This window comes from Bradyrhizobium oligotrophicum S58, assembly GCF_000344805.1.
Classification (GTDB): Bacteria; Pseudomonadota; Alphaproteobacteria; order Rhizobiales; family Xanthobacteraceae; genus Bradyrhizobium; species Bradyrhizobium oligotrophicum.
In genome coordinates, this window is record NC_020453.1 from 546,333 (window position 1) to 560,756 (window position 14,424).

Here is a 14,424-nt window from a genome sequence, read left to right on the forward strand (position 1 = left end):
ATCTGCTCAACTTCGCGCGATGGTGCGGCTGAAAGGAGTGAGACTCGAGCTGGCACGACAACGGCAGTGCTCTCCCCTCCCCCTTGCGGAGGAGGGGAGCGCACCGCCGTTGACGCGATATCTCGTTCCATCACCCCACCGCCACCCTTCGCGCGAGCGCCAAGCCCATCAGCACGAAGGCCGAGGTCACTTCCGGCCCGCCCACCAGGATCCGCGTCGGGGTCTTCATCTTGTTCCACTCATAGGCGCGGTACGGATGCCGCCGGCCGCCCTCGCCGAACGATGCGATGATGCAATGCACGGCAGGCGCGAAGCTCGCCGCATCGCCGCCGAGATGGCCGAGCGCGATCAGCGCCAGCGCCGCGTCGAACGCGTTCATCTCGCGGCCGATCAGCTCGTCCTCGACATAGGCCAGCACGCGCAGGCGAATGAGCTCGAACGCGCCGTCGGGATCGATCGCCTGACGCGCGGCTGGTGGCAGCGCCATGAAGGCGTGATAGCAGCGGCCGAAATAGGCGCAATACAGCTCCGGCAGATAATAGATGTGCGAGCGCGGATCGGCGAAGGCGCCGCTCAGCACCAGCCGCTGCTGGAAGCCGACGATGCGCCTGACGAAATCGAGCCGCCCCTCGGTCTCCAGGATCTGCCAGCGCGATAGGTTGCGGAACGACACTTCGAGCACGTCGAGATTCAAGGTCGGATCGAGGTCGTTGCCATAGGGCCGCTCGCCGGCCATGCTGTCGATCCAGGTGGCGACGCCGCCTTCGTAGTCGATGTTGTCGTTGATCGGCACCGTCACGCGCGGCTCGTTGCCGCCGGCGCGGACCTGATAGCCGGCATAGAAGTCGACCAGCGGCTGGTCCAGGATCGGATCGTCGGCGCCGGCCTGCGTGGCTGCGGAAAACGAGCACGCCGTGGTGTCGCAGTCGGGCACGTAGACGCCGAAGCCGAGGTCCTGCTTGATCTGGGTGAAGAAGCGCGAGAACCGCGGATGCGGATGCGGCGCCAGCGCGGTGACGACGTCGTAGCTCTTGCCGTCGGCGCCGCGCACCTGCTCGCGGCTGATCTTGAGGCAGAAGTCGACCATATCGGCGATGGCGCCGCGCGCTGCGCCGGTCTGCTCGGGCGAGGCAAGCCCCGTCTCCAGATAGCTCAGCAGCGCCTCGGTGAAGAAGGCATCGTAATAGGCCGAGCGGTGGCGGATCTGCACCGGCTGCCACATCGGCTCGGCAATGCCGCGCCAGGGCGGATTGATCACCGCCGCGGCCGGCGAGCGCGCGATGAAGACGCGGGCGAGGTTGAACAGCAAGGTCGAGTTCTTGTAGCCGCGCGCGTCGAGCCCCTGCAGCGCCATCAGCACCTCGCGTCCTCCGAGGTCGGGATCGCCGATCAGGTTGAAGGCGGCATAGGTCGGGATGAAGCCGTTGCCGGCGAAAGAGCCGAGCAGATCGGCGCCGCAGGCCCGGATCACGCGCTCGACCTCGGCGGCCGGCGGCATTGCAGCGGCGGAGGCGCGGCGCGGCGGGGCCGGGTGACGCAGCGCGACGCTGTCGACGAGATCGGCGATCGGACCGCCGACCGCCGCCCAGTCCGGCGTCGCATTGTCGCGGGCCAGAACCAGGGCCTGGCGCAGCGCATGAAGGCGCGCGGGATCGTTCAGCTCCGGCAGGCCGGCACGGCGCAGCAGGGTGCGCAACGCGGGGTTGCCGAGCGCGGTCCGGTAGAACTTGGACAAATGCGGGTCGCCGCTGCCGGGCTGGCGCAGGATGGGATCGCAGACCTCGTAGAGCGAGGGACCATCCTTGCGGGCCGTCAGCGCGCGGCACGCAGCGCCGGCGAAATACTGGAAACTCAAAGCGAGGCTCGCGGGTTATCGGGGCGGGACGAACGGCATGCGCTGCTCGAAACGCCCGGCAAACGGCGCGTCACGCGCATGCTTCGGTCAAACTGACATGGGCCGCAGCCAAAGACAACGTGACCGGGATCACTGCGACAGCTGCCGATTTGGCGGCAATGTGGCTTCCCCGCGGTCCTGCGCGGGCCCTTTGGAGATCCGCCCCATGGTTAAATTTTCCTTTCTCTTCAAGTGTTTGAAAAGTCAATGGTGTTCCGATGTTGCCTGGCTTCCGGGATCGGGTTAATCCTTTCTTCGTTGCGGTGCCGCAATTTGCGCGCAATGTGACGACACATCGTCTCGCAACCCCTCAAACCTCAGAGGCGCCAGCGCGACCAAAGGGTGCAGCCCTTTGGCATCGACGGGCAGGCTCGGACCAGGATTGACGTGATGACCGCAAGGCAGCCTTCTCTGTCCCGCCGTTCGGCCGTGATCGCCGCCGCGCTCGTTTGCACGGTGTCGCTCGCGATCGGCGCGCATGCTGCCCTGAACAAGCGTTCGCCCGATGCGCCCCAGACCGCAACTGTCGAGCAGAACACGGATAGCAATGGCGGGCGTCTCGCGCTGGTCATCGGCAACAGCCGCTATCCCGACGCCAATGCGCCGCTGGCCCAGCCGATCAACGATGCCCGCGCCCTGACCAGCGCCCTGCGCCGCGACGGTTTTGACGTTGACGTCGTCGAGGATGCGACCCGGGAGGACATGGCGCGCGCGCTCGAGCGCCTGAAGACCAGGATCAAATCGGACTCCGTCGTCATGCTGTTCTTCGGCGGCTACGCCATCCAGGCCGGCCGCGAGAGCTATATGATCCCGGTCGACGCCAAGATCTGGAAGGAAGCCGATGTCCGCCGCGAGGGCACCAGCATCGAGCGCGTGCTCGACACCGTCCGCGAGCAGGGCGCGCGCGCCAAGCTGGTCGTGGTCGACGCCTCGCGCCGCAATCCCTATGAGCGCCGCTTCCGCGCCTATTCGCATGGCCTGGCCCCGATCAGCGCGCCTGCCAATGCGCTGATCATGTCCTCGGCCACGCCCGGCAAGGTGCTGGACGATCCGAAGGATCAGAACAACAGCGTGCTGGTGTCGGAGCTGCTCAATCAGCTCGGCAGGAGCGCAAGCGCCGAGGCCGTGTTCAACAAGACCCGCAACGCGATCTCGCGCAGCTCCGACGGCGAGCAGGTGCCGACGGTGTCATCCTCGCTGGTCGAGGACATCCGCCTGTCCACCGACGTGGCGAACGCGGGCAGCTGAGGCTTAGCCGGTACGCTCCCGAAGACGCTCCGCGATATCGGCATCCTCTCACCCTCCCCTGGTGGGGGAGGGTCGCATCACGTGGAGCGAAGCGGAACGTGAGGCGGGGTGGGGTGATCTCTTCACTGGCTTCGTCATCTGTGGCTTTACCCCACCCCGTCGCTGACGCGCCGCTCATCGACCCTCCCCTCCAGGAGGGGGTGGCAGCGTGCCCATCAGCCCCGCCACGTCGCGTCCGTTAGTTGCTCGCCGTCACCGGCCTGACCGGGTCGCCTTCGCGCAGCAGTGCGCCGGCGCGGGCGACCACGACGTCGCCTTCGGCGAGGCCTTCGCGGATTTCGACCTGGCCGCCCGCCATCAGGCCGATCTCGACCCGCTTGGTCTCGATGCGCTGGGCGCGGACCACCTGCACCACGGTGCCATCGGGATCATAGAGAATCGCCGTCAGCGGCACCGCGACGCCGCAGCTCTGGCCGATCTTGATCACCGCGCGGCCGAATGAATTGACCAGCAGCCGCGTCGTGCCGGTGATGCTGATGAAGGCCTGGCCGAGCTGGCTGTTCGGCTCGACGGTCGGCGCGACCCGGCGGATCTTGCCGTCGACCTCGCCGGCACCGACGATGCGGATCCGGGCGGTCTGGTTGACCGCGAGCTTGCCAAGCTGCGCTGACGGCACCAGGCCGACGAGATCGAATTCATTGCGGGCGATGATCGAGAACAACGCCTCGCCTCGCCCCGATGCGAGCGCGCCGATGCTGGCGCTCGACGACAGGATGGTGCCGGCGACCGGCGCCTGGATCGTGATCGAGCCGCCCTCCGGCGGCGTCAGCCGCGCCAGATTCTGCCCGGCGGTGACGGTGTCGCCGGCATCGACCATCACCTCCGCCACCTTCAGCCCCGGACGGTCGGGCCTGACCGCTGTCTCGTCGCGGGCGAGCACGATGCCGGACACTTCGACGGTGTTGTCGAAGCAGGCCTTGGTGGCCTTGAGCACGCTGACCGCGGCGCCCTTCGGCGCATCGTCCTGAGCCGCGACGGCGCCCTGGGCCAGCGCCATGAGACCGGCGGCCAGCGCCAGCCGGCGCATCATGACGACAGATCCGGAATGTCCCATGCGAAACCGATCCTCGCGAACGCAATTCATCGAACGGCCGTTGCCGGGATAGCAGACGCGCCGCCGCCGGGCCAGCAGACCCAACTTCTTCTTCCGTAGTCGCGTCACCCCCTCGCGACGTTCAGCTGTCATCGTCCGCGCGGCCGAACTTATCCTCCGCCGCCACGTTGACGCCGTCGAAGCTGAGATACTTGTATCGAATCGAGGATCACGGTCATGCGTCGGCTCTGGATACCGCTTCTGCTCGTTGCCGCGTTCGCGACGCCGGCGCCGGCTGCGGAGCTGACGGCGGATGCGGTCAACGCCGCGGAGCTGCGCAAGCGGCCGCCGGCCGAGGACAAGATGGATCCGGTGGCGATCCGCGCCCAGGTGTTGCTCGACCGCGCCCATGTCTCGCCCGGCGAGATCGACGGCCGCTTCGGCGACAACGCCCGCCAGGCGCTCGCCGCCTTCGCCGCCGCCAAGAGCCTCGGCAATGGATCGAAGCTGACGCCGGAGCTGTGGGACGCGCTGCTGCGCGAGGACCAAGCGCCCGCGATCGTGACCTACAAGATCGGGCGCGGCGACCTGAAGGGGCCGTTCCTGAAGAAGCTGCCGCAACGCATGGAGGACATGAAGGATCTGCCGTCGCTCGGCTACACCTCGGCGCGCGAGGCACTGGCCGAGAAGTTTCACATGAGCGAGGCGCTGCTGTCGGCGCTCAATCCGAAGAGCGCGTTCGACAAGGAAGGCGAGGAGATCGCCGTCGCCAACGTGATCAAGCCGGACGAGAAGCTGCCGCAGATCACGCGGCTCGATGTCGACAAGGATGCCGGCCATGTGCAGGCGTTCGACAAGGACGGCAAGCTGGTCGCGGTGTTTCCGGCCACCGTCGGCAGCGACGACAAGCCGACGCCGGTCGGCAGCTTCAAGGTGGACTCGATCGATGCCAATCCGAACTATCGCTACAACCCGGACTACAAGTTCAAGAGCGTCAAGGCGCGCAAGCCGTTCACCATCAAGCCCGGCCCGAACAATCCGGTCGGCGCCTACTGGATCGGCCTGTCCGTCGGCAACGGCTACGGCATCCACGGCACCGCCGAGCCGTCCAAGGTCGGCAAGTCCGAATCCCATGGCTGCGTCCGCCTGACCAACTGGGACGCGAAATTCCTCGGCGAGCACCTGTCGAAGAAGGCAGTGGTGGAGCTGCATTGAGCGGGTGGTCGTTGCTACCAACTGACGACGCCATCCTCCGGGCCGCGCGATGCTTGGACCTCGCGCCCTCGCAATGACGTCAACGAGCTCACAGCATCGCAGCAACGATCGAACGTCGGAAGATCAACCCGGGCAACGAGCGCAGTGCTCATGACTGCGCCCTCGCCCCTTGCGGGAGAGGGCATGTCGGAAAGCACCGCGAATTCGCTCGGGTGAGGGGTATGCTTCCACAAGCTTTGTTCGCCGAGAGATACCCCTCACCCGAACGAGTCCGCGGATGGCCGGAGATGCCCTCTCCCGCAAGGGGCGAGGGCGCTGTATCGCGCAGCGCTTGGCCCGGTGGGCAAGGGCGCTCTGCGACGTTGTTAGCTCCACATGCGGTGCATCGGGTGCCGTGCCCCACCGTCTCGCTCGTGATGCCGATTGTGGGCACGGCGCGCAGGGCCCTTGTGCAAGCGGAGGCACCGCCAAACGCGCCTTTGCCCACCTACACATCGCGTCATTATCCTGCGCGCAGCGGCCGATTTGTGTAGCGATCTCAAGTGGACATGCCCTGTCCAGACCTTCCGATAAAAAGAAATCTCTTGCGCCGTCGGGCAAATCAGGTGGAGATTTCCGCTCGTCCCGCCTCATTGAAGAGGGGCGCCTTCGCGAACGTCACGATGCGTTGGGGTGGGATGCGATGGCCGCGATGTGGCGCAGCGTGCTCAAAGCATGCCGACGTACGCCATGTTGCGGACGGTGAAGTCGCAGGGTCCTGGCCTCCCGACGCTGAGGTCCGCGCAACGGGCGTGATGCGCGCGTTGTCGTTACGGTGGCAAACAAGCCGGTCACCGGGGAGACTGCGTATAATCCGTAAAGCCGTCGCGCAGGGAGGGCCGGGTTATCCGGCTGACCTGTGGTTCTGCCGCGTGCTTTTTGTTGCACGCGGACCGCAGGCCTCAGTCGGGGCCTGGCTCTCCCTGCGCCCTCTTTTCCAGGAGGGTGTCTCGATGATCAAAGCTCGGACGCGAAACGCGCCGCGAGAACGCGGAGTCATATTTGTTTGCACCGGCCCGTGCGCCGATTCAGATGTCATCACCCGCGAAAGCGGGTGATCCAGTACGCCGCAGCCGTCGTGATCGAGCCGAGCCGCCTCGGAGTACTGGATCGCCCGGTCAAGCCGGGCGATGACGGCGGAGCAAATCGGTGACGCTTCGAGATGGCGGACGAGACGCCCACGCCAATCACGTCTCCCGAGCCGACTGCGCCACTATTTCGCAAACGACCGCGACGGCGGCACATGCAGCGCATAGGCATCGATGCCATCGCTCACCCGTGGATAGATTTCGGTGACGAGCGGATCATGACCGGGAATGAAGCGATCCGGATGTCCCGCGAGGCGCTCGATGATCTCCCAGCCGAGCGCCATGTCGCCGATGTTGTAGACGATCGGAAACGGGCTGCGGCGCTGCAGGTTGGCGTAGTAATGTGCGGCGTCGGAGGCGAGCACCACGGGTCCGCGCGCGGTCGCGACGCGCACCACCTGCAGCCCGTCGGAATGGCCGCCGACCCGGTGCACGGTGATATCAGGCGCGATCTCGCCGTCGCCATTGTGGAACGTGACGCGCTCGCCATAGACGTGGCGCACCATGGTGGTGACGTGCTCGACCGAGAACGGATGGCGCAACAGGCCGTTGCACATGCAGCGTCCCGTCGCATAGGCCATCTCGCGCTCCTGCAGATGGAAGCGGGCATTCGGGAAGCGGTCGAGATTGCCGGCGTGGTCGTAGTGCAGGTGCGTGACGATGACGTCGCGGATGTCGGCGGCCTTGACGCCGAACGCCTCCAGCGCATCGACCGGATCGCGCGTCAGCCGGCGGTTGCGGGCCTGCGCCTCCGCGGCGTTGAAGCCGGTGTCGACCAGGATGTCGCGCCCCGGCTGGCGAATCAGCCAGACGAAGTAGTCGAGATCCTGCGCCGCCGCATCGTGCGGATCGGGCTGCAGGAAGTTCATGTGCGGCGTGCGCGGCGACATCGTCGCATAGCGCAGCGCATAGATCTCGGTGGCGTTCCCCATGATGCCTTCTCGTTGGTTGGGCTCGGCGGCATCGAGCCACCGCCGCCGACGGAGGTCAATCGCAGCGCCGATCGAACCGGGCCGCGGCCGGCCGCGACAGAGCGTGAGGCATCTCACATTGCAACGCGCCGGACCGCGGCATGGTCGGCTGGTGTCATGGCCCGCAGCGTGCAAGACGGTTGCGGGATCAGCCGCCGCATTCGACGATTCCTGAGCCGCCGCAAGCGGTTGACGTGTCGTCACGGCGATTTGATAATGCCAGACGCGTGGGTTAATGTCGCCGCGGCGCAAGCTGGACGGCGCCTGTTTGCTGGACGCTGGACCGCCATCGTGATGACGCTTCGCCTGCTGTTGCTGCTCGGTTTGATGTTCTCCGTCGCGTGGTCCGGACCGGCGCGCGCCGCCGGCGACCGCTTCGCGCTGGTGATCGGCAATGCGAAATACCCGGATGCCGAAGCGCCGCTGAAGGAACCGATCAACGACGCGCGCGATCTCACCGACGAGCTGAAGCGCGACGGCTTCGCAGTCGAAACGCTCGAGAACGCCAGCGGCGACACGATGCGCCGTGCGCTCGAGCGGCTCTACGGCAAGATCAAGCCCGGCTCGGTGGCGCTGGTGTTCTTCTCCGGCTTCGGCATCCAGTCCAACCGCACCAGCTACATGGTTCCGGTCGACGCGCAGATCTGGCAGGAGGCCGACGTGCGGCGCGACGGCATCAGCCTGGAACAGGTGCTGGGCGAGATCAACAGCCGCGGGGCCGGGGTCAAGATCGCGCTGCTCGATGCCTCCCGACGCAATCCCTATGAACGCCGGTTCCGCACCGCATCGGCCGGGCTCGCGCCGGTGATCGCACCGAGCGGTACGTTGGTGATGTATTCGGCCGCGCTGTCTTCGGTCGTGTCGGATACGGGGCGCGATCGCAGCCTTTTCGTGCAGGAGCTGTTGAAGGAAATCCGCGTTCCCGACCTCACCGCGGAGGAGACGCTGAACCGCACCCGCGTCGGTGTGACGCGCGCCTCGCGCAGCGAGCAGGTGCCGTGGATCTCGTCGTCGCTCGCCGAGGACTTCTCGTTCGTCCCGGGCGCCGCCGGTACGCGGCCGACCCAATCGGTCGAAAACACTCCGGTGCCCCAGCCGACGCCCGCACCGACGCCGACCGCGTCGCCCACACCCGCGCCGCTCCCGCCTCCGCCGCTCCCGCCCACGCCTCCGCAGCCTCCGGCTCCGAGGGTGGACCCGCCGCCGGCGCCACCGGCGCCGCCCGCTCCGCCGGTGCCGACGCCCGCGCCGACCAATACTCCGACGGCCAATTTGCCGGCTCCGCCGCAGGATCCGTTGGCCGACGATCCGACGATCAAGAGCCTGACCGCCAAGATCGCGGCCAATCCGGACGACGTCAGCGCGCTGTACCGGCGCGGCCAGGTCTATGCCAGCAAGGGCGCCTATGCGCTCGCGATCAAGGATTTCGACGACACGATCCGGATCAATCCGAAGGACGTCGAGGCGCTCAACAACCGCTGCTGGGCGCGCACCGTCGCCGGCGAGCTGCAGGCGGCGCTGCGCGACTGCAACGAGGCGCTCAGGCTGCGGCCCAATTTCGTCGATGCGCTCGACAGCCGCGGCCTCGTGAATCTCAAGAGCGGGGCCACCAAAAATGCGATTGCCGATTTCGATGCGGCGCTGAAGGTCAATCCGCGGCTGACGTCGTCATTGTATGGCCGCGGCCTCGCCAAGCAGCGCAACGGCGCCGCGCAGGAAGGGGCGCTCGACATCGCCAACGCCAAGGCGATGGACCCGAACATCGTCCGCGAGTTCGAAGGCTACGGCGTGCGCTGATTCTTGCGCAGGCGGCCCCCGCCGGCTCGAACCATGCGGCGGGCCGGACCGACATAACAGCGAACAGCCGGGAGTCGCGAGCGGGCCTTCGCGACGGGGACCGGTCCGATCAGTTCGCGTGAGGAGGGATTGCTATGACCGCACCGAAGACGAATTCGACCAAAGCCGCCGGCCTGACCGGACTGCTGGTGGCCATGGCGCTGGGCGCCGCCGCGTCGCTGAGCGTCACACAGGCCTTCGCCGCCGAGGACGTGACCGAGGATCAGATCGTCCGGGCGCTGGCCGGGCCGAAGAAGCCGCTGACCCGCGGGCTGTCGATGTCGCCGCCGCCCGAGGCCGCGCCTGCGCCCGAGCAGGACAAGTTCCTGCAGAGCATCCGCGGCCGTTCGACGCGCTCGCTGTCGTCTGCCGAGCGCGAGGAGATCGCGACCGTCGCCAAGACCAGGCCGAACATCGATCTCGAGATCACCTTCGACTACAACTCGGCCAATATCAGCCAGAAGTCGCTCGCCTCGGTGCAGGCGCTCGGCCGCGCGCTGACCAGCCCGGACTTGAAGGGATCGACCTTCGTGGTCGCCGGCCATACCGATGCCGCCGGCGGCGACGGCTACAATCAGGACCTGTCGGAGCGGCGCGCCGATTCGATCAAGCGCTACCTGGTCGAGAAGTTCGGCATCGCCGGCGCCGACCTGGTCACCGTGGGCTACGGCAAGAGCAAGCTGAAGGATCCGAGCCAGCCGCTCGCCGAGGTGAACCGCCGCGTCCAGGTCGTCAACATGCAGAGCAAGACGGCGGCCGCCAAGTAGCGCCGCGTCCGCACCAGCGCCGTCGGGGGTCGCGTGGCGAGAGATCGAGCTGACCGGATGCGTCTCGCAGGCTTGCGGGACGCATCGTGTTGTCGGATCGTGCCGCGCCATCCTTCCAGGAGCCCCCGCTCCATCGTGAAACCGCAGTTCGACCCGCCCGGATCCCACCTCCGATGAAGCTGCCGAAATCCCTCAAAACCGCGGCCAGTGCGGTGGTCTTCGTGGCGCTGTTCGCCGGCTATTACTGGTACGAGCACCGCCCGCACCCGGCCGCCGAGGAGGCGCGGATGCAGGCGCAGGTGCTGGTGACCAAGGCCGGCAAGGCCTGCTTCTCCGACCTCGTGCGCGTCACCGGATTCGTGGTGGCCCGTCGCGAGGCCGTGGTCGGCGCCGACCAGGAGGGATCGCGCGTCACCGATGTCCTGGCCAAGGAAGGCGACGTGGTCACCGAGAACCAGGAGCTCGCACGGCTGACGCCGCCACCGCCCCAGCCGGGCGCGCCGGCCGCAGCCGCGAACCGGCCGCTGTCGCTGCGTGCGCCGGCCGCGGGCGTCGTCACCGAAGTCCGCACCATCGCCGGCGCACCCGCGTCGCCTCAGGCCGGGCCGATGTTCCGGATTGCCGTGAACAACGAGCTGGAGCTCGACGCCGAAGTCCCGAGCGTGCATCTCCTGAAGCTCAGCCCGGGCGCCCCGGTGCGCATGACCCGCGACAACCTTCCCGACATCGTCGGCCGGCTTCGCGTCGTGGCGCCGCAGGTCGACCGGTCCACCCAGCTCGGCCATGTCCGCATCGCGCTGACCAGCAATCCGTCGCTCAAGCCCGGAATGTTCGCGCGCGCCAATATCGACGCCAGGCGGAGCTGCGGCGTCGCCATTCCCAACACCGCGATCGATCATCTCACCGTTCAGGTCGTGAAGGGCGACGTCGTCGAGACCCGCAGGGTCCGGGTCGGGCTGGTGTCCGATACGTCGACGGAAATCCTTGAAGGTCTGGCAGAGGGTGAAATCGTGGTGGCCGACGCCGGCAGCTCGCTACATGACGGCGACCAGATCAAGACCATGTTCGCCGAAGACATCGATCGCACGCGGGTACGCTGATGGCACTGAATATCTCGGCATGGTCGATCCGGAACCCGCTGCCTTCGATCCTGTTCTCCATCATCCTGCTGATCCTGGGCTGGATGAGCTTCACCAAGCTCGCGGTGACGCGGCTGCCGAACGCCGACATCCCGGTGATCTCGGTCGCGGTGGCGCAATTCGGCGCGGCGCCGTCGGAGCTGGAGTCGCAGGTCACCAAGATCATCGAGGACGGCGTCTCCGGCGTCGAGGGCGCGCGCCACATCCAGTCGCTGATCACCGACGGCCTGTCGGTGACGACGATTACGTTCGCGCTCGAGACCAACACCGATCGCGCCATCAACGACGTCAAGGACGCTGTGACGCGGGTGCGCTCCGACCTGCCGCAGAACGTCACCGAGCCCTTGATCTCGCGCGTCGACAAGATCGGCCTGCCGATCGTCACCTATGCGGCGATCTCGCCGGGCAAGACGCCAGAGCAGCTGTCGTTCTTCGTCGACGACGTGGTCAAACGTGAGCTGCAGGGCGTGCGCGGCGTCAGCCAGGTCGAGCGCATCGGTGGTGTCGAGCGCGAGATTCTGGTCTCGCTCGATCCCGACCGGCTGCAGGCCATGGGCCTCACCGCGGTCAATGTCAGCCAGAGCCTGCGCGGCACCAATGTCGATGTCGCCGGCGGCCGGGCCGAAATCGGCAAGAACGACCAGGCGATCCGCACGCTTGCCGGCGCCAAGACGCTGAACGAGCTGTCGAACACCATGATTCCGCTGTTCGGTGGCGGTGAAGTCCGGCTTGCCGATCTCGGGACGGTCACCGATACGATCGCCGATCGCCGCACCTTCGCGCGCTTCAATGGCGAGCCGGTGGTGGCGCTCGGCATCAAGCGCTCCAAGGGCGCCAGCGACGTCGTCGTCGCCGCCGCCGTGCAGAAGCGCATCGACCAGGTGAAGGCCGCCCATCCCGACGTCGAGCTGAAGCTGATCGATACGTCGGTCGAGTTCACCAAGGGCAACTACGAGGCCGCGATCTCGACCCTGTTCGAGGGCGCGATCCTCGCCGTCATCATCGTGCTGCTGTTCCTGCGTGATATCAGGGCGACGGTGATCGCGGCGATCTCGCTGCCGCTGTCGATCTTCCCGGCCTTCTGGGCGATGGACCTGCTCGGCTTCTCGCTGAACATGGTCTCGTTCCTGGCGATCACGTTGTCGACCGGCATTCTCGTCGACGACGCCATCGTCGAGATCGAGAACATCGTGCGCCACATGCGGATGGGCAAGTCGCCCTATCGCGCCGCGCTCGACGCCGCCGACGAGATCGGGCTCGCGGTCATCGCGATCAGCCTCACCATCATCGCGATCTTCGCGCCGGCCAGCTTCATGTCGGGCATCGCCGGACAGTTCTTCAAGCAGTTCGGCATCACCGTCTCGGTGCAGGTGTTCTTCTCGCTGCTGGCGGCGCGTTTCGTCACCCCGATGCTGGCCGCCTACTTCCTCAGGGATCACAACCACGACGATCCGCCGCCGGGGTTCATCCTGCGTGCGTATCAGCGCATCGTGACGTGGTCGGTGAAGCACTATTTCATCACGGTGCTGCTCGGCATCGGGATCTTCGCCGCGTCGATCTGGAGCACGACCCTGCTGTCGCAAGGCTTCCTGCCGGCCCAGGACGCCGCGCGATCGCTGCTCGCGATCGAGCTGCCGCCCGGCGCACAGCTCGCCTACACCGAGAAGGTGACCGAGGACATCGTGGCGCAGCTGCGCAAGCGGCCCGAGGTTCGCAGCGTGTTCGTCGACGGCGGCCGGCTGCAGGGCGCCATGGAGGTTCGCCGCGCCGGAATGATCGTCAACTACACGCCGAAGACCGAGCGCAAGATCACCCAGAAGGAGCTCGAGCTCGCGATCACCAAGGACCTCGAGAATATTCCCGACATCCGGTTCTGGTTCACCGACGAGAACGGCCTGCGGCCGATCAAGCTCGTCCTGACCGGCACGGACCCCAAGCTGGTCGACAACGTTGCGAGCGAGCTGGCGTCGCAGATGCGGCGGATCCCCATCATCTCCAACGTGGTGTCGGACACATCGCTCGACCGGCCTGAATTGCGGGTGCAGCCGCGCGCCGATCTGGCCGCCCGTCTGGGCGTCTCGACCGAAAGCCTGTCGCAGACGATCCGCGTCGCCACGATCGGAGACGTCGGACCGGCGCTGGCGAAATACGACGCCGGCGGCCGCCTGGTTCCGATCCGGGTGCAGCTGGAGGATGCGGCGCGCAGCGACGTGAAGATCCTCGAGCAGTTGCGGGTGCCGCTCGGCCAATATGGCGAGAAGGGCGGCGTGCCCCTCGCCGTGGTTGCGGACATCAAGCTCGATCAGGGCCCGACCAGCATCAGCCGCTACGATCGCGGACGGCAGGCCACCGTCGCTGCCGACCTCGTCGGGCTTGCGGCGCTGGGCGATGCGACCAAGCAGATCGACGAGCTGCCGGTCAGAAAGAGCATGCCGGCCAGCGTCAAGCTGATCCCATCCGATGATGCCGAAAGCCTCAATGAGCTGGCCTCCGGCTTCATCACGGCGATCACGGCTGGCCTGATGATCGTTTATGCAGTGCTGGTGCTGCTGTTCGGCACCTTCCTGCAGCCGATCACGATCCTGTTCTCGCTGCCGCTGTCGATCGGCGGTGCGATCGGCGCGCTGATGCTGACGGGCAAGCAGCTCACCATCCCGGTCTATATCGGCATGATGATGCTGATGGGCATCGTCACCAAGAATGCGATCATGCTGGTGGAGTTCGCCGTCGAGGCGATCCATGCGGGCACGAGACGCGACGAGGCGATCATCGATGCCGGCATGAAGCGGGCGCGTCCGATCGTGATGACCACGATCGCGATGGTCGCCGGCATGATGCCGAGCGCGCTGGCGGTCGGCGCCGGCGGCGAATTCCGCTCGCCGATGGCGCTTGCCGTGATCGGCGGCCTGGTGTTCTCGACCGTGCTGTCGCTGTTGTTCGTGCCGGCGATGTTCCTGGTGATGGACGATGTCGGCGCGCTGTTCGCGCGGCTCGGCCGCAAGCTGATCGTGTCCTCCGGCGAGGCCGCGGACGCGCCGCAAGCGAGTCACGCGACGAGTTCGGGGCACGCGCAGAAGCCGCCGCCGTCGATGGTTTCACCGGCCGCGGAATGAACGGGAATTTGCCACGCGGGC

General features: G+C 66.9%; 9 protein-coding genes. 6 read left to right on the forward strand and 3 right to left on the reverse strand.

Annotation, left to right across the window (positions count from 1 at the left end; genetic code table 11):
* Positions 1-130: 130 nt before the first annotated feature.
* Positions 131-1,855, reverse strand: a complete 1,725-nt coding sequence (locus S58_RS02535) for a hypothetical protein (protein WP_015663663.1) — start codon at positions 1,853-1,855, stop codon at positions 131-133.
* A 429-nt stretch (positions 1,856-2,284) separates the two neighbouring features.
* Between S58_RS02535 and S58_RS02540 the strand changes: the two genes are divergently transcribed.
* On the forward strand, positions 2,285-3,142 hold the full coding sequence (locus S58_RS02540) for a caspase family protein (RefSeq protein WP_015663664.1): 858 nt from the start codon (positions 2,285-2,287) through the stop codon (positions 3,140-3,142).
* 238 nt (positions 3,143-3,380) lie between these two features.
* Here the strand turns inward: S58_RS02540 and S58_RS02545 are convergent, their stop codons facing one another.
* Positions 3,381-4,256: an efflux RND transporter periplasmic adaptor subunit gene (locus S58_RS02545; RefSeq protein ID WP_377813373.1), complete on the reverse strand. Its 876-nt coding sequence runs from the start codon at positions 4,254-4,256 to the stop codon at positions 3,381-3,383.
* Positions 4,257-4,472: 216 nt separating this feature from the next.
* Between S58_RS02545 and S58_RS02550 the strand changes: the two genes are divergently transcribed.
* Positions 4,473-5,450, forward strand: coding sequence for a L,D-transpeptidase (locus S58_RS02550; protein WP_015663666.1), 978 nt, complete (start codon positions 4,473-4,475; stop codon positions 5,448-5,450).
* A 1,252-nt stretch (positions 5,451-6,702) separates the two neighbouring features.
* Here the strand turns inward: S58_RS02550 and S58_RS02555 are convergent.
* Positions 6,703-7,509 carry an N-acyl homoserine lactonase family protein gene (locus S58_RS02555; RefSeq protein ID WP_015663667.1) on the reverse strand — a complete coding sequence of 269 codons (807 nt, stop codon included), beginning with the start codon at positions 7,507-7,509 and terminating at the stop codon, positions 6,703-6,705.
* 333 nt (positions 7,510-7,842) lie between these two features.
* Here S58_RS02555 and S58_RS02560 point away from each other — a divergent pair, with 333 nt between their 5' ends.
* The 4 genes from S58_RS02560 (at position 7,843) to S58_RS02575 (ending at position 14,403) form a co-directional block, all read left to right on the forward strand.
* The gene (locus tag S58_RS02560; RefSeq protein WP_042338603.1) at positions 7,843-9,345 is read left to right on the forward strand and encodes a caspase family protein; all 1,503 of its coding nucleotides are present in this window, start codon (positions 7,843-7,845) and stop codon (positions 9,343-9,345) included.
* Positions 9,346-9,479: 134 nt separating this feature from the next.
* Positions 9,480-10,151, forward strand: a complete 672-nt coding sequence (locus tag S58_RS02565; RefSeq protein ID WP_015663669.1) for an OmpA family protein — start codon at positions 9,480-9,482, stop codon at positions 10,149-10,151.
* Positions 10,152-10,324: 173 nt separating this feature from the next.
* Positions 10,325-11,251 carry an efflux RND transporter periplasmic adaptor subunit gene (locus S58_RS02570; protein WP_015663670.1) on the forward strand — a complete coding sequence of 309 codons (927 nt, stop codon included), beginning with the start codon at positions 10,325-10,327 and terminating at the stop codon, positions 11,249-11,251.
* Positions 11,251-14,403: an efflux RND transporter permease subunit gene (locus S58_RS02575; RefSeq protein WP_015663671.1), complete on the forward strand. Its 3,153-nt coding sequence runs from the start codon at positions 11,251-11,253 to the stop codon at positions 14,401-14,403. Before S58_RS02570 ends, S58_RS02575 begins: the two co-directional genes overlap by 1 nt.
* The last annotated feature ends 21 nt before the right edge of the window (positions 14,404-14,424 follow it).

Bases quoted from the DNA above. Each gene is read 5' to 3' on its own strand.
- S58_RS02540 (WP_015663664.1), top strand. From the start codon at position 2,285: ATGACCGCAAGGCAGCCTTCTCTGTCCCGCCGTTCGGCCGTGATCGCC.
- S58_RS02545 (WP_377813373.1), bottom strand. From the start codon at position 4,256: ATGGGACATTCCGGATCTGTCGTCATGATGCGCCGGCTGGCGCTGGCC.
- S58_RS02550 (WP_015663666.1), top strand. From the start codon at position 4,473: ATGCGTCGGCTCTGGATACCGCTTCTGCTCGTTGCCGCGTTCGCGACG.
- S58_RS02555 (WP_015663667.1), bottom strand. From the start codon at position 7,509: ATGGGGAACGCCACCGAGATCTATGCGCTGCGCTATGCGACGATGTCG.
- S58_RS02560 (WP_042338603.1), top strand. From the start codon at position 7,843: ATGACGCTTCGCCTGCTGTTGCTGCTCGGTTTGATGTTCTCCGTCGCG.
- S58_RS02565 (WP_015663669.1), top strand. From the start codon at position 9,480: ATGACCGCACCGAAGACGAATTCGACCAAAGCCGCCGGCCTGACCGGA.
- S58_RS02570 (WP_015663670.1), top strand. From the start codon at position 10,325: ATGAAGCTGCCGAAATCCCTCAAAACCGCGGCCAGTGCGGTGGTCTTC.
- S58_RS02575 (WP_015663671.1), top strand. From the start codon at position 11,251: ATGGCACTGAATATCTCGGCATGGTCGATCCGGAACCCGCTGCCTTCG.